Raw genomic sequence first — 22,010 nt, 5'->3', positions numbered from 1 at the left:
GCCGGGTGCGGTCGGGAGCGCGCTCCCTCCGGGCGCTCGGGCGCGGGAGGGCGTCGGTGGCGGGCCGAGTCAGCCGGTCAGCGGGGAGCCGGTGAGCTGCCAGGTGATGGGGCCCTTGCCGTCGTCGGCGAGGTCGTAGACGACCGTGGCGTCCCCCGACCACCACAGGTCGGCGTCGAACGCCGCGGCGGGGGAGGAGCAGGTGACGCCGACGCTGTTCGCGTAGGCGGCGTTGAGCTGCTCGGTCAGGTCGCACACGGCAGTCGCGGCCACGGTGTCCGCCCCGGCCGGCTCGCCGCGGTGCTCCAGGCGGCTGGTGACCCTGAACGACGTGAACCGGGTGCTGCGGTCGATCACCTGGTCGTCCACGATCTGCCAGCGCACGGTCACCTCGGCGCGGATCCGGCCGCCGGAGACGACGGAGCAGACGTCGGTGCCGATCAGCGTGTCGGGTTTGGCGCCGGGGAGGTCGAGGACGGTGGTGTTGCCCGCGGCAGTGGCGCAGCTCTCCGCGGCGGGGGCCGTGACGGCCCCCTGAGCGGGGGTGCCCAGCAGTGCTACGGCCGCGGCGGAGACGGCCAGTACCGAGGCGGGACGCTTCACGATGTGCCTCCTTGGGCGCGGCACGCAGCGTGCCGCGCACGGGAACGGTGCGGGTGGTGCGGTGCGGGTGGTGCCGTGCGCAAGGGCGGTCGTGCGCGGCGAACCCCGGGACCGGTGTACGGGCCGGGCGGGGGGCCGGCCGAGCGGCCACGCCGCGCACGGAAAAACCGACTCCGCGGGAGGCGCGCCGGTGAGCGTGGGGCGGGCCCGGCCGCGAGGGAGCCGGTGGACAGGGTGCGGAATCGGGCGGACGGGTTTCGGGATTTGGCGGCCGGTGGCGCGCGCGTGCATTTACCGCCTCGCCGCGGCCGAATGAATGGCACTTCATTACCGGAACGCGCCGGTGGCCAAGGCGCGCCGCCGGGCCACGGGAATTACCCGGCGCCGCGCCTCGTATTTCGCTTGCCAGTGGAAAGTATCCCGGCGGTCAGGTCGGGGGACAGGCTTGTTTTGGTCAGCCGACCGATGAGCCTGCCGCCGCCGGACCAGAAATTGTCGTTGACCTGCCGCTACAACCCAGACAACATACCGAACGATCGTAGGTGGTTTGTGATTTAACTTCTTCCTTGTAGGTATGAAACTTGGACATAGCGTGAACCAAGGGACGGGGTGCCGACGAAAGATCGAGACTCCGGGTGGCCGAGAATGACTCAGCACTGGAACGAGGTCGCCGGCGCACTCTTTCGAAACCTTCCTGACCTGCACTTTTTCTTCCGCAAGCAGACAGCCGGCGAAAGCACCGAAGGCCGGCGGCTGTGAGCACGGTCACGTTTGCGGCGAGGAATCGGCACTCCGCCCGAAGAAAACCGCAGCTCCGCAGAGGAATTCCCGGTCCCTGGATTCCCTTTTCGAGGATCTGGACCCTGGAACTCTGCGGCTGCTAGCGTCCGGGACGTCAACGATCGAGGCGCACGGAAACCGTCGGCGCCTCTCGTTTCTCCGGTCCGCCGAGCAATGCGCCCGGACAACCCACCTTTTCGTGAAGGGAATCCCTCATGCGCCTCAAGAACAGAGTGAAGGCCGCGGGTGTGGCGGCGGCCGCCGTGTGCGTCAGCCTGGTGCCGCTGTCGGGCACCTCGTACGCGGCGTCCTGCTACGGCACCTCGTGCGACAACAAGGGGCCGCAGGCCACCTCCTGCGCCGACGACGCCCGGACGGTGAAGACGGTGAACAACGGGGACCACAAGGTGGAGCTGCGCTGGTCCAACACGTGCATGGCGGGCTGGGCCCGCGGGACGGACATCGCCACGGGCTCCGAGTGGTATGAGAGGTTCGCGCACATCGAGCAGCGCGCCTCGCCCAGCACCAGCAGTCCCGTGCGGAAGAGCCTGTCCGTCGTGATCCCCAAGGACGGCTCGGACTGGACCAACATGCTCGGCGGCGGCAGCTACTACTACCGGGTCTGTCTCTCCGACGTCAACGACGTCGAGTGCAGCGGCTTCTTCTAGAGCCCACCGCGGCGGTGCCTGCCGCCGCGGTGCGCCCTCGCCGCAGGAACGCCGAGGCCCCGGCGCGCGGGGTGCGCGCCGGGGCCTCAGGAGGGTGCCTCGCCGTCGTGGGCGCGGCGGCTACTCGTTCCCCCTGCCGCCGTTGAACCAGCCCGGTGGTTGGCTGGAGGACGACGAGGAGGAGGAGCCGGGATCCCCGCCGCCGGGGCCGCCGCCCCCGCCGTCGGATCCGCCGTTGTCGCTGCCCCCGTCGTCGTCGCAGTTGATGCCCGGGATGCAGTTCGGGTCCGACGGCGGCGGGCTGGACGAGGGCGGGGAGGAGGACGGCGGCGCCGAGGAGGACGGCGGCGCCGACGCGGACTCGGACTCCTCCACCTCGGACTCCTCCGCCTCCGGCTCGCTGGAGGACGTCTTCGGCTTGGGCACGCCCGTGCCGTCCGCGATGGTGCCGAGCGGGCCGGGCTTGGTGAACTCCTCGATCGGCTCGCCCTTGAGCGCGGCCTTCATGTACTCGGTCCAGACCTTGGTGGGGACGTCACCACCGTGAATGGAGTCGAAGCCGCCGACGCCCTTCATCGACAGCAGCTTGGCGTTGTTCGGATCCTCGCGGAACATGCCGACCGCCGTGGACAACTGCGGGGTGTAGCCGACGAACCACGCCGACAGGTTGTCGTCCGTGGTACCGGTCTTGCCCGCGGCCGGGCGCCCGAGCTCCAGGGCGTTGGTGCCGGTGCCCTTCTCGACCACGTCCGTCAGGACGTCGGTCACGGTGTCCGCCACGTCGTCGTCCATCGCCAGCCGGGTCCGCGGCTTGTCGAAGCCGTCCAGCTCGCGGCCGGACTTGAGGACCTTCGTCACCGAGTACGGGTCCACCTGCTCGCCGTGGGCGGCGAAGGTGCCGTAGGAGTCGGCCATCCGGATGGCGCTCGGGGTCGAGGTGCCGAGGGCGAACGAGGCGTTCAGGTCGGCCATGCTCTCCTCGGAGATGCCCGCGTCCTCGGCCATTTTGCGCACCTTGTCCATACCGACGTCCATGCCGAGCTGCACGAACGGGGTGTTCACGGACTTCTCCATCGCCTTGCGCAGGGTGATGGGGCCGGAGATCGTCGGGTCCTCGTTCTGCTGGCGGAAGGGCTGCCCCTTCCCGTCGGGAACCGGCTGGCCGTTGTGGTCGTAGATGATCTGGTTGTCGTTCGCGACGTACTTGCTCTCGGGCGACAGGGGCTGGCCGTTCGTCTTGTAGGTGCCCTCCTCCATCGCCGCGGCCAGCACGAACGGCTTCCAGGTCGAGCCGACCGGCACGCCCTGGGTGTCGGCGTTGTTGGCGAAGTGGCCCTTGTCGTAGCCGTCACCGCCGTAGATGGCGACGATCCGCCCGTCGCCCGGCACCACGGACGCCGCGCCGAACTGCACGAACTTGTCCGCCTCCGGACGCTTCTGCGGGTCGATGTGCTCCTTCTCGACGTCCCTGACCGCCTCGACCAGATCCTGCACCTTGTCCTTCTCGAACGTGGTGTAGATCCGGTAGCCGCCTCGCTCCAGGTCCTTCTTGGTGAGCTCCGGCTTGGCCGCCTTCAGCACGTACCGCTCGGCGGTGTCCATCAGGTAGCCGATCTGGCCGCCCTGGCCCTCCTCGACCTGGCGCTTCTTCGGCTCGGGGAACTTGTAGGCGTCCCGCTCGGACTGCTTCAGGTAGTCGTTGGCGACCATCGCGTCCAGGACGTCGTTCCACCGGCCGATGGCCCGCTTGCGGTTCTGCTCCGGGGTGGCGTAGGTGCCCTCGCCGCCGTCCGGGTTGTACAGGTTGGCGTTCTTCAGCAGGGCGGTGAGGAACGCGCTCTCGTTGGCGTTCAGGTCCTTGGCGTCCTTGTGGTAGTACGCCTGCGCGGCGGCCTGGATGCCGTACGCGCCGCGGCCGTACCACGCGGTGTTCAGGTACCCCTGGAGGATGTCCTCCTTCTTCTGGGTGCTGCCCACCTTGATGGAGATGAACATCTCCTTGACCTTGCGGCTCACCGTCTGGGACTGGTCCAGGTAGGTGTTCTTCACGTACTGCTGGGTGATCGTCGAACCGCCCTGGGTGTCACCGCCGGTGGCCATGTTGAACATGGCACGGGCGATGCCCTTGGGGTCGATGCCCGGGTCCGTCCAGAAGGAGGCGTTCTCCGCGGCGATCACCGCGTTCTGCATGTGGATCGAGATCTCCTTCAGATCCACGTTCTGCCGGTTGGTCTCCCCCCGGTGCCCCATCACCGTGCCGTCGGACCAGTAGTAGACGTTGCTCTGCTGGGTGGCGGCGGCCTTGGCCTCGTCGGGGACGGCCACCAGCGACAGGCCGATGAAGAAGACGGCCACCATGCTGCCCAGGAAGGCCACGAACATCCCCAGCACCAGCCGCCACGAGGGCAGCCAGCGCTTGACGCCCGACTTGCCGGTGCGCGGGTAGTCGATGAAGCGCTTGAAGCCGGTCTTCGCCACCGGCCCGCCCCCCGCGGCGCCCGCCGCGCCCCTGCGCCGGGCGGCGCGCCCCTGGGCGGCCCGGCGTGCCGCGGCCCGTCCGCCGGGCGGCCGGTCGCCGGGCGGACGATCGCCCGGCGGCGCGGGCGAGTGGGATCCCGTACCGTGTGCTGTCACGCCGTGGTGGCCCTCGGCTCCGTGAGTCGGTGCCGCGCGCCTGCCGGACGGCGGCTGCGCTCCTCGCCGCGCTGCGGCTCGTCCGCCGCTCTGCGGCCCAGGCGGCTTCCGACGGTGCTCGCTCATGCTCCAGGTACTCCTCGGCCAGGCGTTAACGCCTGAAGGCGGCAGTTGTCATCCGGACCCCCCGGCGCCGGTCCCCCGGCCGTGCCGGACATTCCGTCCTGTCCGCACGGGGAACGAGGGCGACCTGAAGCGTCCCATGGTTCCGGGGGTCTCCGTGCTGCATCAGCACAGAGTACGCAGCTCCAAAACCCCCCAGATGAGGGCAAGTTTCGCGCAACAGTCAGATGTCCCCTTGTGAACTTCCTTGTGATGCCCTTCACCGCGGCCTCTTTTACCTCCCTCTTGCCACACGCTGATCACCGTTCTATCGTCCAGATGTATCGAGTCGATACATCGGAGCGGAACACTCCGCGGTACCGGCGCCACGAAGGGCTCCGGAAGGCGGCGCTTCGGCGGTGGAGTGGCGGCAGCGGGAGAGGAGGATGCGGACCATGAGCAGAAGGTCGGACATGCTCGAGTTCGCGATTCTCGGACTGCTGCGGGAGTCCCCCATGCACGGGTACGAGCTGCGCAAGCGGCTCAACGTCCTGCTGGGAACGTTCCGGGCGTTCAGCTACGGAACCCTCTACCCCTGCCTGAAGACGCTGGTCTCCAAGGGATGGTTGACCGAGGAGGACAGCCCGAACCCGGAGGCCCACGCCGCCGCGCCCCTCTCGGGCAGGCGGGCGAAGATCGTCTACCGGCTGACCCCGGAGGGCAAGGAGCACTTCGAGGAGCTCCTCGCCGTCTCCGGGCCGGACACCTGGGAGGACGAGCACTTCGGAGTGCGCTTCGCGTTCTTCGGCCAGACGGACAGGCACGTGCGCATGCGCGTGCTGGAGGGGCGGCGCAGCCGTCTCGAGGAGCGCCTGGAGAAGATGCGCGCCTCCCTCGCCCGCACCCGTGAGCGGCTCGACGAGTACACGCTCGAGCTCCAGCGGCACGGAATGGAGTCGGTGGAGCGCGAGGTGCGCTGGCTCAACGAGCTCATCGAGACGGAGCGGGCCGGGCGTGAGGCCCGGCTGGCCGCGGAGCAGGGCCGGCGTACGGGGGACGCCGGGGACCACCGCGGATCCGCGCACACCGCGACGAGCGGCGACCCGCACCACGGGTCGCCGACCAACAAGGCAGACACGGGCGGCACGGCCCGGGACCGGTTCACCGGCCCGGACCCGTCCGACACCACCGAGTAAGGCCCGCTCCGCGCGGGTCTGACGAGAACACAGGGAGCAACCGGAATGGGTTCGGTTCGCGTAGCCATCGTCGGCGTCGGCAACTGCGCCGCGTCGCTGGTGCAGGGCGTCGAGTACTACAAGGACGCCGACCCGGACAGCCGCGTGCCCGGCCTGATGCACGTGCGCTTCGGCGAGTACCACGTGGCCGACATCGAGTTCGTGGCCGCGTTCGACGTGGACGCGAAGAAGGTCGGGCAGGACCTCGCGCACGCCATCACGGCCAGCGAGAACAACACCATCAAGATCTGCGACGTGCCGCCGACGGGCGTGACCGTGCAGCGCGGCCACACCCTCGACGGCCTGGGCAAGTACTACCGGGAGACCATCGAGGAGTCCACCGACGAGCCCGTGGACGTCGTCCAGGTGCTCCGGGACCGCCAGGTGGACGTGCTGGTGTGCTACCTGCCGGTCGGCTCCGAGGACGCCGCCCGCTTCTACGCCCAGTGCGCCATCGACGCGAAGGTCGCCTTCGTCAACGCCCTCCCGGTGTTCATCGCCGGCACCAAGGAGTGGGCGGACAAGTTCACCGCCGCCGGTGTGCCGATCGTCGGCGACGACATCAAGTCGCAGGTGGGCGCCACCATCACCCACCGTGTGATGGCGAAGCTGTTCGAGGACCGGGGCGTGATCCTGGACCGCACGATGCAGCTCAACGTCGGCGGCAACATGGACTTCAAGAACATGCTCGAGCGCGACCGCCTGGAGTCGAAGAAGATCTCCAAGACCCAGGCCGTCACCTCCCAGATCCCCGACCGGGACCTGGGTGAGCGCAATGTGCACATCGGCCCGTCGGACTACGTGGCCTGGCTGGACGACCGCAAGTGGGCGTACGTCCGCCTGGAGGGCCGGGCCTTCGGCGACGTCCCGCTGAACCTGGAGTACAAGCTCGAGGTGTGGGACTCCCCGAACTCCGCGGGTGTGATCATCGACGCGCTGCGCGCGGCGAAGATCGCCAAGGACCGCGGCGTCGGCGGCCCGATCCTGTCGGCGTCGTCCTACTTCATGAAGTCCCCGCCGGTGCAGTACTTCGACGACGAGGCGCGGGAGAACGTGGAGAGGTTCATCCGCGGCGAGGTCGAGCGCTGACCTGAGGGACATCACGGGCGCGGGCCCCCGCGGTGCGGGGGCCCGCGCCGTGCCGTGTCAGGCTTGGCGACGTGTCCTACCTGCGCGATCTGGCCGAGCTGCTGCGGCTGCGCGACTTCCGGAGGCTGTTCGCGGTGCGCCTGCTCTCGCAGGGCGCCGACGGCGTCTACCAGGTCGCGCTCGCCGCGTACGTGGTCTTCTCGCCCGAGAAGCAGACGTCGGCCGCCGCCATCGCCTCCACGATGGCGGTGCTGCTGCTGCCGTACTCGCTGCTCGGCCCGTTCGCCGGCGTCCTGCTCGACCGCTGGCGGCGCCGCCAGGCGCTGCTGTACGGCAACGCCGCGCGGGCGGTGCTGGCCACCGTCACCGCGGCGCTGATCCTGGCCCGGGTGCCGGACTGGCTGTTCTACGCCTCCGCGCTGTCGGTCACCGCCGTCAACCGCTTCGTGCTCGCGGGCCTGTCCGCCGCGCTGCCCCGGGTGGTGCCCGGGCGGGAGCTGGTCATGGCCAACGCGGTCTCGCCCACCGCGGGCACGGTCGCGGCCACCTGCGGCGCCGGCGTGGGCCTGGTGGTCTCGCTGGTGCTGGACCGGGGCGCGGCCGCGGACGCCGCCGTGGTGCTGGTGGGCGCCGGGCTGTACCTGTGCGCCGCGCTGGCCGCCAGGCGAATCCACGCCGATCTGCTCGGGCCCGACCCGGAGGACGGCAGGCCCAGGCTGCGGACGGCCGTCGCCGAGGCGCTGCGGGGCCTGGCGGCGGGGCTGCGGCACCTGGCCGCGCGCAGGCCCGCCGCGCACGCGCTCGCGGCGATGGCGGCGATGCGGTTCTGCTACGGGGCGCTGACGGTGTCCGTGCTGATGCTGTGCCGGTACACCTTCGACGGCGGCGCGGGGGACGGGCTGGCGCTGCTCGGGCTCGCCGTCGCCTGCTCCGGGGCGGGGTTCTTCACGGCGGCGCTGGTGACGCCGTGGGCGACCCGGCGGGTGGGGGTGACCGGCTGGATCACCATGTGCGCGGCCGCGGCGGCGGTGCTGGAGCCCGCGCTCGGGCTGCCGTTCCGGGCGGGGCCGCTGCTGGTGGCGGCGTTCGTGCTCGGCGTGGTCACCCAGGGCGCGAAGATCTCCGCGGACACCGTGGTGCAGGGCTCGGTGGACGACGCGTACCGGGGGCGGGTCTTCGCCCTCTACGACATGCTCTTCAACGTCTCCTTCGTGGCGTCGGCGGCCTTCGCCGCGGCGGTGCTGCCCGCGGACGGCCGCTCGCCCGGGTTGCTGATGGTGCTGGCCGTTCTCTACGGGCTGACGGCGATGGCGTACGCGGGTGCGACCCGGCACCACCCGTTTGCCCGGGTTTGACACGGCTTACGGGCGCATTGGAGCAGGCCTGTTACGAAAGTGTTTGCGGTGGTGTCCGTGGCACCCGCTAACGTGCGTGGCTCGATTCGATTCCTGCGAGCAGCACCACACAACGAGGGAACCCCCACATGAGCACGCCTCCTCCGCCGCACACCGGCAACCCGTACGCCCAGCCGCAGGGCGGCAACCCCTTCGCGCAGTCCCCGCCGCCCCACCCGCAGGACGGCAACCCGTACGCGCAGGGCCAGCCGCAGCCGCAGCCCGGGCCGGGCTTCCAGGGCACCCCGCCGCCGTCGCCGTACTTCAACCAGGGCGGCCCCGGCGGCCCGGGCGGCTTCCCGCCGCCGGCCCCGCAGCGCCCCCGCCGGAGCAAGAAGCAGATCATCAGCTTCCTCGTCCCGGCCATCGGCCTGGTCGTGGCGGGCGTGAGCTGGCTCGCGGGCGGCTTCGGCGACACGGCGGCGGAGTCGGCGAAGGTCGGGGAGTGCATTCAGAACAAGGGCAGCGACAGCGACCCCGACATCAAGATCGTGGACTGTACTGACTCCGCGGCCCAGGCGAAGGTCCTGAAGAAGGTGAAGGACACTACGCTCGGAAATCTGTCGTGCCAGTCGGTCGATGGCTGGAATGGCGCTTACTACTTCCAGAAGGTGGGCGGCGATTCCTTCGTCCTCTGCCTCGGAGACCCGAAGTAGGAGGCATCCGACCGTGGTGGCATTTCGTCCGGAATGCCACCACGGTCATGAATCACTACATCTGCAACGCAGCAGAGTAGAACTGGTACGCAGCGGCAATCCAAACCACAGAAACGCGTGAGCCATGTCACAAGACGTGGTACATGGCCCGCCTTACAGCAGGGGTAGATTCCGATCGGTCCATCAATCCGAGGAGGATGCGTGAGGAAGGTCGGATACGCCTTCGGTATCGCAGCGGTCGTGCTGGCTTCGGCGACCGTGATGCCCAGCACCGCCAACGCCGCGCCTACCGGCTGTACCGTCACGAACAGGTGGTCAACTCCCGCCGGAGCCGCTTCCCACTGCACCAGCGGCAGCGGGTACCACCGGGTTGTCATCGCCTGCGGTTCGTCGCCGGATTCCCAGGTCTGGTATCTCCACTATGGGGCATGGGCGAGCGCAGGTGAGTCGTCCAGCAAGGTTTGCCCCAGCACCACCCCGTACATGGACCCCAATGGCCCCGGCGGGACCATACAAAAGAGGTAGCCAGAATTCGCCCAGAATAAATCGGCTGCCACGCGCAAGTAACGCAGGGCCATAGGGGTGCTGTCTCAGCCGTACAGCAGCCCTATGGCTTCTGAATCAAAGCCTCTCCTGCTCCGCCCACCACTCCTTCAGCGCCGCCACCGCCGCCTCGCGGCCCAGCGGGCCCTTCTCCAGGCGCAGCTCCATCAGGTGCTGGTAGGCGCGGCCGACCACCGGGCCCGGCCGCACGCCGAGGAGCTCCATGATCTCGTTGCCGTTCAGGTCCGGACGGATCGCGTCCAGCTCCTCCTGCTCCTTCAGCCGCGCGATGCGCTCCTCCAGGCCGTCGTACGCCCGCGACAGCGCCACGGCCTTGCGGCGGTTGCGCGTGGTGCAGTCCGAGCGGGTCAGCTTGTGCAGCCGGTCCAGCAGCGGGCCGGCGTCGCGCACATAGCGCCGCACCGCCGAGTCCGTCCACTCGCCCGTCCCGTAGCCGTGGAAACGCAGATGCAGCTCCACCAGCCGGGACACGTCCTTGACCAGGTCGTTCGGGTACTTGAGCTTGGTCAGCCGGGACTTGGTCATCTTCGCCCCGACCACCTCGTGGTGGTGGAACGACACCCGCCCGTCCGGCTCGAACCGCCGCGTCCTCGGCTTGCCGATGTCGTGCAGCAGGGCCGCGAGCCGCAGCACCAGGTCGGGCTCGGCGCCGGGCTCCTCCAGGTCCATCGCCTGCTCCAGCACGGTCAGGGAGTGCTCGTAGACGTCCTTGTGCCGGTGGTGCTCGTCCCGCTCCAGGCGCAGCGCCGGGAGCTCCGGCAGCACCCGCGCGGCGAGCCCGGTATCCACCAGCAGGTGCAGGCCCTTGCGGGGGCGCGGGGAGAGGACCAGCTTGTTCAGCTCGTCCCGCACCCGCTCCGCCGAGACGATGTCGATGCGCTCGGCCATGTCCGTCATCGCCGCCTGCACCTCGGGCGCCACGTCGAAGTCGAGCTGGGCGGCGAAGCGCGCGGCCCGCATCATCCGCAGCGGGTCGTCGGAGAACGACTCCTGCGGGGTGCCGGGTGTGCGCAGCACCCGCTTGGCCAGGTCCTCCAGGCCCCCGTACGGGTCGATGAACGTCTTGGCGGGCAGGGCCACCGCCATCGCGTTGACGGTGAAGTCGCGGCGGACCAGGTCGTCCTCGATGCGGTCGCCGTAGGAGACCTCCGGCTTGCGCGAGGTGCGGTCGTACGCCTCGGAGCGGTAGGTGGTGACCTCGATCTGGAAGCTCTGGCCACCGGACGCCTTGCGGCAGCCGACGGTGCCGAAGGCGATGCCGACCTCCCAGACCGCGTCCGCCCACGGCCGCACGATCCGCAGCACCTGCTCGGGCCGGGCGTCCGTGGTGAAGTCCAGGTCGTTGCCGAGCCTGCCGAGCAGCGCGTCCCGCACCGAGCCCCCGACGAGGGCCAGGTGGTGGCCCGCCTCCTCGAATCTGCGGGCGAGGTCGTCGGCGACGGGGGAGACCCGCAGCAGCTCGCTCACCGCGCGGCGCTGCACGTGGCTCAGCGCGGACTGGGCCGGGGTGCTCTGCCCGGGCCCGGCCTGCTGCGCTGCCCGCTCCTGCGCGGCGGAGGGTCGCTGCGGGGTACGGCTGTCATGGTTGGCGTTCGGCACAAAAGAAGAGGGTACGTGGCGGGCCGCGCGGCGGCTTCCCGGTTTGCCGGGGGCCACGTGGCGCGGGGAGCGGGGGAACGCGTGTCCAGGGCCGGGGAGGGGGCCCTCGGCCGAACGAGGCGGCGCCGCCGCCGACGGGGAGCCGGGGAGCGCCGGAGCCCGGCGCGCGGGTTCTGTGCAGGGACTGTGTGGCGGCGATCTTGGGTCCACCTGGCAGCACTTTCCCGGCCCGCACATCGTTACCATTCCAAGGCGTAATTCCAAGGCGTACACCCCAGATCTGAGGACGGCGAACGCGTGGGCGAGGCGGCACGTCACGACGGTACGACCCCTGCCCGGTCCAGGCTGCGCCGAGCCGCCGCCGCCCTCGCCGGAAGCCTGCTGGTCACCGGCATGATCGCACCGTCCGCCGCCGTCGCCGCACCCGCCGGGGCCCCCGCATCGGTCACCGCCCCGGCCTCCGTCACCGCCCCCGCCGGGCCCGTCGCGGCGGACGCCGCCTCGCAGACGTCCAAGATCTCCCTGAACTCCCTCACCCCGGCCGTCCCCAAGGAGGGCGACACCCTCACCGTCTCCGGCACGGTGGTCAACAACGGCAGGGCCGCCATCACCGACGCCTACATCGGCGTCCGGGTCGGCCTCGACGGGCAGCCGCTCGACAGCCGCAGCACCCTCGCCGAGGTGGCCGGGCGCAAGAGCGTGGTGCAGGCAGACGGCGGCGAGGTGCAGGGCATCAGGACGGAGCTGCCGACGCTGCGCCGCGGCGTCGCCGTGCCGTTCACCCTCCGGGTCCCGGTCGACGACCTCAACCTGCGGGGCAACGGGGTGTACCAGCTCGGCGTGACCCTCCTCGGGCAGACCAAGAGCGCCGCCTACCCGCACATCCTGGGCATCCAGCGCACCTTCCTGCCCTGGTACCCCGACCGCGGCGCCACCGAGCACACCAGGGTCACCATGCTGTGGCCGCTTGTGGACCGCCCGCACATGGACGCCAGGACCGAGTCCGACGACCAGCAGACCCCGGTCTTCCGCGACGACGACCTCACCGCCCAGCTCGCCCCGGGGGGGCGCCTTCAGCAGTTGGTGGCCGTCGGCAAGGACCTGCCCGTGACCTGGGTGGTCGACCCGGACCTGCTCGCCACCGTGGAAGCCATGGCCAAGGGCTACCGGGTCGCGGGCGACGACGGCTCGATCGAGGACGCCCGCCCGGGCACCGGCAGCGAGGTGGCCAGGCAGTGGCTGGGCGAGCTGAAGACCGCCGTCAAGGACCGCACGGTGATCGCCCTGCCGTTCGCCGACCCCGACCTCGCGTCGATCGCGCACAACGGCAGGCTCGTCCCCGGCACGCTGGAGCACCTGAAGGACGCCGGCGAGCTCGCCGCCACGACCACCGAGACCGTGCTCGGGGTGCGGCCCCGCACGGACATCGCCTGGCCGGTGGAGGGCGCGGCCGACCGCTCCGTGGTGGACGTGGCCAAGGCGGCCCGCGCGGACGAGATCGTCGTCAGCAGCTCCGCCCTCGGCTCGGGGAGCCTGAACCGCACCCCCGACTCGCCCCGGCCGATCGGCGGCGGGATGACTGCCCTCGTCGCGGACGGCCCCCTCTCCGACGCCTTCGAGGGCGACATGACGACGGCGGGCGGGTCCACGCTCGCCGTCCAGTACTTCCTCGCGCAGTCGTTGCTGATCACGATGGAGGCGCCGAGCACCCAGCGCACCATCCTGGTCGCCCCCCAGCGCAGGCCCACCGCGAGCGCCGCCCAGGCGATGGCCAAGGCGCTCACCGCGGCTCAGGACGGCGGCTGGGCCGAGTCGGCCGACCTGGCCGCGCTGGAGAGGACGGCCCCGGACGAGGGCGCGGACCGGAGCCTGCCGCGGGCCGCGGAGTACCCGTCGAAGCTGCGCAAGAAGGAGCTGGGCACCGCGGACTTCCGGCAGATCCGCGCCACCCAGTCGTCCCTCCGGCACTTCTTGAAGATCCTCTCCCGCACGGACCGGGCGGTCACCCCGTTCGGCACGGCCGTGCTGCGCTCGATGTCGAACTCCTGGCGCACCGAGCCCGCGGCCGGGAAGGCGTTCCGCACCTCGGTGCAGCAGCACCTCGAAGGGCTCGGGGAGGCGGTGCACATCCGCCCCAAGTCGGACGTGACGCTCTCCGGCGACAGCGGGACGATCCAGGTCACCGTGGAGAACAACCTCAACCAGCAGGTGCAGGACCTGGTGCTGGTGGTGCGCTCCACGCAGAAGCAGCGCTTCGAGGTCGCCCTGGACCAGCAGGAGGTGACGATCGCCGCCCAGCACCGCAAGTCGTTCAAGTTCGGCACGCACGCGAAGGCGAACGGCCGGGCGACGGTGGTGGCGCAACTGATGACCGCGGACGGCACGCCGTACGGGGAGCCGATGACGTTCCGGGTGAACGTCACCTCGGTGACCGGCACGGTGCTGGTGGTGCTCGGCGTCGGCTTCGGGCTGCTGGTGCTGGCCGGGGTGCGCATGTACAAGCAGCGCAAGCGCATGGCGCTGCTCACACCCGGGGGCGGGGAGGAAGAGGAGGAGAACGGCGACGGGGCCGCCACGGGCGGGGCGGCTGTTGCCGAGGAGGACCCAGAGGCGCGGGAGGGCGCCAGGTCCGCCGCCGCGGGCGGCACCACCGAGCGACGGTCGGGTGACCCCATTCCGGACACCGTGGATGAAAACGTGGCACCGGAGGCCGCGGATGAGAAGGTAGAGCGGTAAGTAGGGTCGTGGCTTACACCTGGCCGGACAAGAGGGGTGCCGCATGAACGCGCCGTATGAGGGTGAGCGCGACCAGCGGGAGGGCTACCCGAACCACGGGCACCCGCAGGACCCGTACCGGGGCGGCCACTCCCAGGACGGTTACGGACAGGATCAGTACGGCCACGGACAGCAGTACGAAGGCCAGCAGTACGAAGGCCAGCGGTACGAGGGGCAGCAGTACGACGGCCAGGGCGGCCACGGCGGCGAGCAGTACCCGCCCGGACAGTACCCCCAGGACCAGTACGCGCAGGGCCAGTACCCCCCGGAGCAGTACCCCCCCGGCCAGTACCCGCAGGACCAGTACGCGCAGGACCCCTACGCCCAGGCCCAGTACCCGCAGGACGGCTACGCCCCCGGCCAGTACCCGCAGGACCCGTACGCGCAGGGCTACCAGCAGGACCCGTACGCCCAGGGCGGCCACCAGCAGGACCCGTACGCCCAGGACCCGTACGCCCAGGGCTACCCGCAGGGCGGCCACCAGCCCGGCTACGAGGACCCGCGGCTCGGCTACGGCCAGCAGCAGGGCGGCTACTGGCAGGACCCGTACCAGGGCTACTACCAGCAGGCGGCCTACACCCAGGACCCGTACCTGCACGGTGACACATACATTGGGGACACCCTCTACGGGCAGTTGCCCCCTGTGCCCGACACCTTCTCCACCGCGCTGTACGACCGCAGGTACCCGCAGCAGCCCCAGCCCCACCCCCAGTACGACCCGAACTACCACCAGCAGCAGCAGCACCCTCCGGCACCCGACCCGCGGGTGTGGGCACCCGCCCCCGCCACCGACCCCCCGGGCCCCGGCAGCCGCCACATGCCCCAGGGCGACCGCGAGACGGACGCGTACTCCGGCGTGGACGAGTTCATGTCGAACACGTCCGAGGGCCGGGGGGCGGACGCGTACGCGCACCTCTTCCGCGACGAGCGGGACCAGCGAGACCAGCGCCCGCCGGGCCAGGGCTCCGGCAGGACCACCGCGCCCCGGCGGCCGGAAGGCCAGCGCCGGGGCGCACCGCCGCCCAGGCCGGCCTCCGCTCCCTCGTCCTCCGCCGGGGGGAAGGCCGGCGGGATACTGAAGTCCAGCGCCCTGATGGCCGCCGGCACCATGGTGTCCCGCATCACCGGCTTCCTGCGCACCCTGGTGATCGCGGCCGCGATCGGCGTCGCCTCCCTCGGCGACATCTACCAGGTGGCCTACACCGTCCCGACGATGGTGTACTTCCTCACCATCGGCGGCGGCCTGAACTCGGTGTTCGTCCCCCAGTTGGTGCGCGCCACGCGGAACGACGAGGACGGCGGCACCGCGTACGCCAACCGGCTGCTCACCCTGGTCATGGTCGTCCTGGCCCTGATCGTGGCCGTCACCGTGGTCGCGGCACCACTGCTGATCAAGGTGCTGTCCCCCGAGATCGCCAACGACGACGTCAAACGCGAGGTCGCGGTCACCTTCGCCCGCTACTGCCTGCCCACCATCTTCTTCATGGGCGTGCACGTGGTGATGGGCCAGATCCTCAACGCCCGCGGCCGGTTCGGCGCCATGATGTGGACCCCGGTCCTGAACAACATCGTGGTGATCTTCACCTTCGGCATGTTCATCTGGGTCTTCGGCTCCTTCTCCGAGACCGAGATGGGCGCGGAGAGCATCTCGCCCGAGGGGGTGCGGCTGCTCGGCATCGGCACCCTGCTCGGCCTCGCCGTGCAGGCGCTGGCGATGCTGCCTTACCTGCGCGAGGCCGGGTTCAAGTTCCGGCCCAGGTTCGACTGGCGCGGGCACGGTCTGGGCAAGGCCGCCAAGCTCGCCAAGTGGACGTTCCTGTTCGTGCTCGCCAACCAGGCGGGCCTGACGGTCGTCACCCAGCTCGCCACCATGGCGGGTGCCACCGCGGAGCGGGAGGGCAACCAGGGCGCGGGCATCGCCGCCTACCAGAACGCCCAGCTCATCTGGGGCATGCCGCAGGCCATCATCACCGTCTCGGTGATGGCCGCGGTGCTGCCGCGGATCTCCCGGGCCGCCGCCGACGGCGACGCGCAGGCCGTCCGCGACGACCTCTCCTACGGCCTGCGCACCTCGGCCGTGGCCATCGTGCCCGCCGCGTTCTCGTTCGTGGCCCTCGGCGTCCCCATGGCCACGCTCATGTACTCCAGCGCGGGCGAGTCCGGGGCCAAGTCCATCGGCTACATCCTCATGGCGTTCGGGCTCGGCCTGATCCCGTTCTCCGTGCAGTACGTGGTGCTGCGCGGCTTCTACGCCTACGAGGACACCAAGACACCGTTCTTCAACACCGTCATCGTCGCCGCGGCGACCGCGGCGCTGTCCGGCCTGTGCTTCCTCGTGCTGCCCTCGAAGTGGGTCGTCACCGGAATGGCCGCCTCGTACGGCATCGCCTACCTGATCGGCGTACAGGTGGCCGTCAAGCGGCTGCGCAACCGGCTCGGCGGCGACATCGACGGCGCCCGCATCACCCGCACCTACGCCCGTCTGGTCGGCGCCTGTGTGCCGTCGGCGGCCGGCGCCTGGGTCACGGCGACCTTCATCACCTCCTCCCTCGGCGACGGTGCCCTCGGTTCGCTGGTCGCCGTCATCGCCGGAGGAATCGTCCTGTTGGCCCTCTTCTTCGTGATCGGTAAGCGAATGCGCATCGAGGAGATGACCGCGTTGGTGGGCATGGTGCGCGGAAAACTGGGACGCTAGGCTCCGGCTTCAGCCACCGCGCTGACCAGGTATTTTTGCGGACGGTGTGAGCGAGTCCGAACCGCGGCGCAACCATCCGGGCTCCTCGTGAGTCGTGCACAGTGGCCGTCAGTGGGCACAATTGCCTTCGGACGCCTTTTTGTTATCGGTGGACGCGCCAAACGAATGGGGAGGCAGGAGCGACGGTGGCGGATCGGAGCACGGCTGCCATCGACGTGGCCGACGAGAGTGGAGCAGCGCTCGACGGGACGGCGACCCCTCGCCCCGCGGTCAACGGGGCGGCGGCCCCCGGAGCCACGGTCGATGAGGCCCAGGTCGACGGCGAGGACGTCGACGGGGGCGGCCCTGACGGGCCCGGCCCCGACGGGGCCGGGCCGGACGGCGGTGCGGCGGTGAGGCCCGGCGCGGACGGCGGCGCGGTGACCCCGGTGAACGCCGGGAAGGCCGCCCCTGACACCCCGGCAGCCCCCGAGCCGCCCGCACCGGCCGCGGACGCCCCCGCCTCCCCCGAGCCCCCCGCCGCCGCCGCGGAAGCCGCTCCCCCCGGCACCCCCGCCCCCGCGCCCGAACCCGCGCCGCCGCCCCCGCCCACCGAGGCCCCCGAGCTGCACAGCGGCCACAAGCTCGCCCGCCGCTACCGCCTCGAGGAGTGCCTGACCCGCGCCGACGGCTACAGCAGTTGGCGGGCCGTCGACGAGATGCTCCGCCGCGCCGTCGGCGTCCACGTCATGGCGTCGGGCCACCCCCGCGCCAAGCGGGTCCTGGCCGCCGCCAGGTCGGCGGCGCTGCTCGGCGACCCCCGGTTCGTCCAGGTCCTCGACGCCGTCGAGGAGAAGCAGTTCACCTATGTGGTCCACGAGTGGCTGCCGGACGCCACGGAGCTGACCGCGGTGCTCGCCGCGGGCCCCCTGGAGCCGTACCAGGCCGACCAGATGGTCCGCCAGATCTCCGCCGCGATGGCCGCCGCCCACCGCGAGGGCCTGTTCCACCTTCAGCTCACCCCGCACTCCGTGCTGTGCACCGAGGACGGCCAGTTCCGCATCCGCGGCCTGGCCGTGGCCGCGGCGCTGAGCGGCTGCGAGGCCCAGGAGCCGCAGCGGGAGGACACCCGGGCCATCGGCGCCCTGCTGTACGCCGCCCTCACCCACCGCTGGCCCGGCCCGGACGGCGCCTACGGTCTGGCGGGCCTGCCCAGCGACCTCGGCCTCGTCCCGCCCGACCAGGTGCGCGCCGGGGTGCACCGGGGCCTGGGCGAGCTGGCCATGCGGGCGCTGGTCAACGACGGCGCCACCGCGACCCGGCACGAGCAGCCCTGCACCACCCCGGAGGACCTGGTCCGGGCGGCGGCGAAGCTGCCGAAGATCCGCCCGCCGGAGCCCGAGCTGCCCGAGTACCGCCAGCCGGGCTACGCGGGCGGCTCCTACCGCCAGCCCCCCGCCCGCACCCCGGTCTCCGCCGCCCCCGGCCCCGCCCCGCGGCTGGAGCCCGTTCCGCCCACCCTGCCGGGCCGCACCGGCCGCGTCCTGAAGTGGGCGGTCTCCGCCCTGCTCATCGTCGCCCTGGGCCTGGGCAGTTGGCAGATCGCCACCACGGTCTTCAACAACGGGGGGTCGAACGAGGAGAAGGACCCCTCGGTGAAGGCCAACTCCGGCAATGAGCCGAAGGAGAACGACAACGGGCCCAGGACCGTCCCGCTGGGCATCATGAGCGGCCAGGAGTACGCGACCGACGGCGACCCGGACAACCCCGAGGAAGCGGAGCTGAGCTACGACGGCGACAAGGGCTCCTACTGGCGCACCAAGAGCTACCTGGACGGCCCCGACGCGAAGATCGTCGACGGCCGGGGGGTCATCTACAACCTCGGCGCCGAGCGCGAGGTGAACGCGGCGGAGATCACCTTCCAGTACGGCGGCCCCCACACCACCGTGCACCTGTACGCCGCGGACTCCATGACCGCGGCGCTGTCGTCCATGGACAAGCTCGGCACCCAGAAGGTCACCGGCGCCTCGGCGACGTTCAGGCTGGACAAGCCGGTGAAGACCCAGTACGTCCTCGTCTGGCTCACCGCGATGCCCCACGCCCCGCAGGACGAGTTCAGCAACCCCGGCTACAAGCAGGGGATAACGAACGTCTCGTTCACCGGCATCAAGGACTGACCCGGCGCGGCGCGTCGGACGAGGCCAGGGCCGGGACCAGGGGAGGGCGAGTGGTGGACGGCGTCGCGGACGCGGTGGGCGACCGCGAGCTGCTGGCCCGGCACGTGGCGGGGGACTCCGACGCCTTCGGCGAGATCGTCCGGCGCCACCGCGACCGGCTGTGGGCGGTGGCGCTGCGCACGCTCGGCGACCGCGAGGAGGCCGCCGACGCCGTCCAGGACGCGCTGGTCTCCGCCTTCCGCGCCGCCGCCTCCTTCCGGGGCCAGTCCGCCGTGAGCACCTGGCTGCACCGGATCACCGTCAACGCCTGCCTGGACCGCCTGCGCAAGGCCGACTCCCGCCGCACCTCGCCGGTGTCCGACTCCGACCGCTTCGAGGAGCTGCTCGAACCGCACGAGTCGGCCGAGGCCCCGGCCGAGCGCGGCGAGCTGCACGCGGAGCTGATGACCGCGCTCGCCGCCCTGCCGCCCGAGCAGCGGGCCGCGCTGGTGCTGGTGGACATGCAGGGGTACGCGGTCGCCGAGGCCGCGGAGATCCTCGGCGTCCCCACGGGTACGGTGAAGAGCCGCTGCGCCCGCGGGCGGGCCCGGTTGCTGCCCGCCCTGTCCCATCTGCGCTCCGTGCACACCGATGGCTCCGGCGTGGATAGCGGTGCCGCGCGAGGGGGAAGGAACCCGACGGGCAGCGCATCCGTCACACCGACGGCAGCACGACAGCCGGAACAGGGCGGAGGTGGGACATCGTGAACGCCGGTCCGGACTCCGCAGGCGCCGACGAGTGGCACCCGGAGGTCGCGGAGATCTCCGCCCTCGCCGAGGGCATCCTGCCCGCGGGCCCCTCCGTGCGGGTGCGCGACCACCTCACGCACTGCCCGGTCTGCGCGGACGTGCGCGAGTCCCTCGACGAGATCCGGGGTCTGCTCGGCAGGCTGCCGGGCCCGCCCCGCATGCCGGCCGACGTCGCGGGCCGCATCGATGCGGCGCTCGCCGCCGAGGCCCTGCTGTCCGCCGGCGCCCCCGCGGCGCCCGCGCTGCCCGCCCAGCAGTCCCGTGGCCGGGCCGCCCCGGCCAGAGCCGTACCGGACGACACCGCCTCGGACACGGCGGTCCCGCACTCGGCGGCCCCGCACTCGGCCATCCCGGACACGGGGCCGGGCACGGGCCGGGAGCCGGACGCCGACGCCGGGCCGCGAGCCGCCCACAGGACAGCCACCGGGCCGGCCGCGGGCCCCGTCCCGCCCGGCCGGGACGGCGACGAGCCCGCCCCCGCGTCCGCCGCGCACCGTGCCGCGCCCACCGGCCCCGCCCGCGGCCCCCGCGGCGGCCCCGGCCGCCCCGGCCGCCCCCAGCGGCGGACCCGCGGGCGGTCCGCCCTGCTCGCCGCCGCCTGCGCGGCCGCCCTGGTCGGCTTCGGCACCCTCTTCGTGGGGCTGGCGTCGCAGAACGGCTCCGGCGGCGGCGGCGACGCGGGAGCCGCCGCCAAGGACGAGGCCGCCGAGGCCACCGCGGCGGGGCCCGCCGTCTACACCGACGCCACCGTGGACACCCGGGTGCGCGAGCTGCTGGCTGCGCCGCGGGCGGACTCCGGCCAGGACCTGCGCCGCCAGAGCAGCCCCATGGCCGCGGAGCAGGCCCCCGACCCGGCCGCCCCCGGCCCCGGGCTGCCCGCCTGCGTGCTGGGCGCCACCGACCGGCCCGGCGAGACGCCGCTCGCCACCGACCTGGGTGCCTACGAGGGCCGGCAGGTGGGCGTGGTGGTCCTGTCCGAGCGGGGCGACGAGCGGCGGGTGCGGGTGTTCCTGGTGGACTCCTCCTGCGAGTCCGACCCCTCCGGCCGTCCGGGGCGTGTCCTGCTGGAGCGCACGGTCACCCGCCCCTGAGCCGCCCGCCGTTCCCTGTCCGGCCCGGCCGTCCCCGCCGGGCGCGGGCATCCGCTCCGCGTCATGGAAAGCCCCGGGAATGCCCGCCCTTTAGTATCCGTTAGGCGGGATAGCAGCTCCCACGACACAGACGACCACACCAGCCGGCAGACAGGGAAACAATCGTGAGCGACGTCCGTAACGTGATCATCATTGGTTCCGGACCGGCGGGGTACACGGCAGCGCTCTACACCGCGCGCGCTGCCCTCAATCCGCTGGTCTTCGAAGGCTCGGTCACCGCGGGCGGCGCGCTCATGAACACCACCGAGGTGGAGAACTTCCCCGGCTTCCGCGAGGGCATCATGGGCCCGGACCTGATGGACAGCATGCGGGCCCAGGCCGAGCGGTTCGGCGCGGAGCTGGTCGCGGACGACATCGAGTCCGTGCAGCTCGACGGGCCGGTGAAGTCCGTCACCGACTCCTCCGGCACCGTGCACCGGGCCAGGGCCGTGATCGTCGCCACCGGCTCCCAGCACCGCAAGCTCGGCCTGCCCCGCGAGGACGAGCTGTCGGGCCGCGGCGTGTCGTGGTGCGCCACCTGCGACGGCTTCTTCTTCCGTGAGCAGGACATCGCCGTGGTCGGCGGCGGCGACACCGCCATGGAGGAGGCCACCTTCCTCTCCCGCTTCGCCAAGTCCGTCACCGTGATCCACCGCCGGGACACCCTGCGCGCCTCCAAGGCGATGCAGGACCGCGCCTTCGCCGACGAGAAGATCCGCTTCGTGTGGAACAGCGAGGTCGCGGAGATCCACGGCGAGAGCAAGCTGACCGGGCTGACCCTGCGGAACGTGAACACCGGTGAGACCTCCGAACTCGCGACCACCGGCCTGTTCATCGCGATCGGCCACGACCCGCGCACCGAGCTGGTCAAGGGCCAGCTCGACCTGGACGACGAGGGCTACCTGAAGGTGGAGTCCCCCACGACGCGCACCAACATCCCCGGGGTCTTCGGCGCGGGCGACGTCGTGGACCACACCTACCGCCAGGCCATCACCGCCGCGGGCACGGGCTGCGCGGCGGCGCTGGACGCCGAGCGCTACCTGGCCGCGCTCGCCGACGGCGAGCACAGCGAGCACACCCGTGAGCCCGAGCTGACCACCGCCGAGGCGGGGGACACCGCGGTCGTCTGACCGTCGCCCCTC

At 71.7% G+C, this 22,010-nt stretch carries 14 protein-coding genes; 11 read left to right on the top strand and 3 right to left on the bottom strand.

All coding sequences use genetic code 11. The features are described from left to right. Positions 1-69 precede the first annotated feature (69 nt). Entirely contained in the window at positions 70-603 is a 534-nt protein-coding gene (locus ACYVO2_RS02500; RefSeq protein ID WP_461005862.1) for a hypothetical protein, read from the bottom strand. Between the two features lie 995 nt (positions 604-1,598). On the opposite strand from ACYVO2_RS02500, the gene ACYVO2_RS02495 reads away from it, so the two are divergent. Continuing rightward, positions 1,599-2,051: a DUF2690 domain-containing protein gene (locus tag ACYVO2_RS02495; protein WP_461005861.1), complete on the top strand. Its 453-nt coding sequence runs from the start codon at positions 1,599-1,601 to the stop codon at positions 2,049-2,051. Between the two features lie 120 nt (positions 2,052-2,171). Here the strand turns inward: ACYVO2_RS02495 and ACYVO2_RS02490 are convergent, their stop codons facing one another. Next, entirely contained in the window at positions 2,172-4,811 is a 2,640-nt protein-coding gene (locus ACYVO2_RS02490) for a transglycosylase domain-containing protein (RefSeq protein ID WP_461005860.1), read from the bottom strand. Positions 4,812-5,242: 431 nt separating this feature from the next. Between ACYVO2_RS02490 and ACYVO2_RS02485 the strand changes: the two genes are divergently transcribed. The 4 genes from ACYVO2_RS02485 to ACYVO2_RS02470 all read left to right on the top strand — a co-directional run bounded on the left by ACYVO2_RS02485 (position 5,243) and on the right by ACYVO2_RS02470 (position 9,161). Continuing rightward, positions 5,243-5,983, top strand: a complete 741-nt coding sequence (locus ACYVO2_RS02485) for a PadR family transcriptional regulator (protein WP_461005859.1) — start codon at positions 5,243-5,245, stop codon at positions 5,981-5,983. Between the two features lie 45 nt (positions 5,984-6,028). Then, positions 6,029-7,111: an inositol-3-phosphate synthase gene (locus ACYVO2_RS02480; protein ID WP_461005858.1), complete on the top strand. Its 1,083-nt coding sequence runs from the start codon at positions 6,029-6,031 to the stop codon at positions 7,109-7,111. Between the two features lie 71 nt (positions 7,112-7,182). Further along, the gene (locus tag ACYVO2_RS02475) at positions 7,183-8,466 is read left to right on the top strand and encodes an MFS transporter (RefSeq protein ID WP_461005857.1); all 1,284 of its coding nucleotides are present in this window, start codon (positions 7,183-7,185) and stop codon (positions 8,464-8,466) included. Between the two features lie 128 nt (positions 8,467-8,594). Next, a complete protein-coding gene (locus tag ACYVO2_RS02470) occupies positions 8,595-9,161 on the top strand; it encodes an LppU/SCO3897 family protein (protein ID WP_461005856.1) in 567 nt (188 codons plus the stop codon). Between the two features lie 621 nt (positions 9,162-9,782). Here ACYVO2_RS02470 and ACYVO2_RS02465 read toward each other — a convergent pair. Beyond that, the gene (locus ACYVO2_RS02465) at positions 9,783-11,216 is read right to left on the bottom strand and encodes a CCA tRNA nucleotidyltransferase (RefSeq protein WP_461006024.1); all 1,434 of its coding nucleotides are present in this window, start codon (positions 11,214-11,216) and stop codon (positions 9,783-9,785) included. 405 nt (positions 11,217-11,621) lie between these two features. Between ACYVO2_RS02465 and ACYVO2_RS02460 the strand changes: the two genes are divergently transcribed. From ACYVO2_RS02460 to trxB, 6 genes are all read left to right on the top strand, one after another. After that, positions 11,622-14,060 (top strand): DUF6049 family protein, encoded by a 2,439-nt coding sequence (locus ACYVO2_RS02460; RefSeq protein WP_461005855.1) that lies wholly within the window; start codon positions 11,622-11,624, stop codon positions 14,058-14,060. Between the two features lie 43 nt (positions 14,061-14,103). Continuing rightward, positions 14,104-16,794 carry a murein biosynthesis integral membrane protein MurJ gene (gene murJ, locus ACYVO2_RS02455; RefSeq protein ID WP_461005854.1) on the top strand — a complete coding sequence of 897 codons (2,691 nt, stop codon included), beginning with the start codon at positions 14,104-14,106 and terminating at the stop codon, positions 16,792-16,794. Positions 16,795-16,979: 185 nt separating this feature from the next. Continuing rightward, the gene (locus ACYVO2_RS02450; RefSeq protein WP_461005853.1) at positions 16,980-18,950 is read left to right on the top strand and encodes a protein kinase family protein; all 1,971 of its coding nucleotides are present in this window, start codon (positions 16,980-16,982) and stop codon (positions 18,948-18,950) included. A gap of 50 nt (positions 18,951-19,000) precedes the next feature. After that, positions 19,001-19,696, top strand: a complete 696-nt coding sequence (gene sigM, locus ACYVO2_RS02445) for an RNA polymerase sigma factor SigM (RefSeq protein ID WP_461005852.1) — start codon at positions 19,001-19,003, stop codon at positions 19,694-19,696. Next, positions 19,693-20,829 carry a hypothetical protein gene (locus ACYVO2_RS02440; RefSeq protein WP_461005851.1) on the top strand — a complete coding sequence of 379 codons (1,137 nt, stop codon included), beginning with the start codon at positions 19,693-19,695 and terminating at the stop codon, positions 20,827-20,829. The genes sigM and ACYVO2_RS02440 overlap by 4 nt, the downstream gene beginning before the upstream one ends. A gap of 164 nt (positions 20,830-20,993) precedes the next feature. Beyond that, the gene (trxB, locus tag ACYVO2_RS02435; protein ID WP_461005850.1) at positions 20,994-21,998 is read left to right on the top strand and encodes a thioredoxin-disulfide reductase; all 1,005 of its coding nucleotides are present in this window, start codon (positions 20,994-20,996) and stop codon (positions 21,996-21,998) included. The last annotated feature ends 12 nt before the right edge of the window (positions 21,999-22,010 follow it).

The organism is Streptomyces capparidis (assembly GCF_054782095.1).
This window is presented reverse-complemented; position numbering and strand designations above follow the sequence as displayed.

Excerpts from the sequence above, each read along its gene's own strand:
- ACYVO2_RS02490 (WP_461005860.1), bottom strand. The coding sequence starts at position 4,811 with ATGAGCGAGCACCGTCGGAAGCCGCCTGGGCCGCAGAGCGGCGGACGA.
- ACYVO2_RS02495 (WP_461005861.1), top strand. The coding sequence starts at position 1,599 with ATGCGCCTCAAGAACAGAGTGAAGGCCGCGGGTGTGGCGGCGGCCGCC.
- ACYVO2_RS02485 (WP_461005859.1), top strand. The coding sequence starts at position 5,243 with ATGAGCAGAAGGTCGGACATGCTCGAGTTCGCGATTCTCGGACTGCTG.
- murJ (WP_461005854.1), top strand. The coding sequence starts at position 14,104 with ATGAACGCGCCGTATGAGGGTGAGCGCGACCAGCGGGAGGGCTACCCG.
- ACYVO2_RS02480 (WP_461005858.1), top strand. The coding sequence starts at position 6,029 with ATGGGTTCGGTTCGCGTAGCCATCGTCGGCGTCGGCAACTGCGCCGCG.
- ACYVO2_RS02470 (WP_461005856.1), top strand. The coding sequence starts at position 8,595 with ATGAGCACGCCTCCTCCGCCGCACACCGGCAACCCGTACGCCCAGCCG.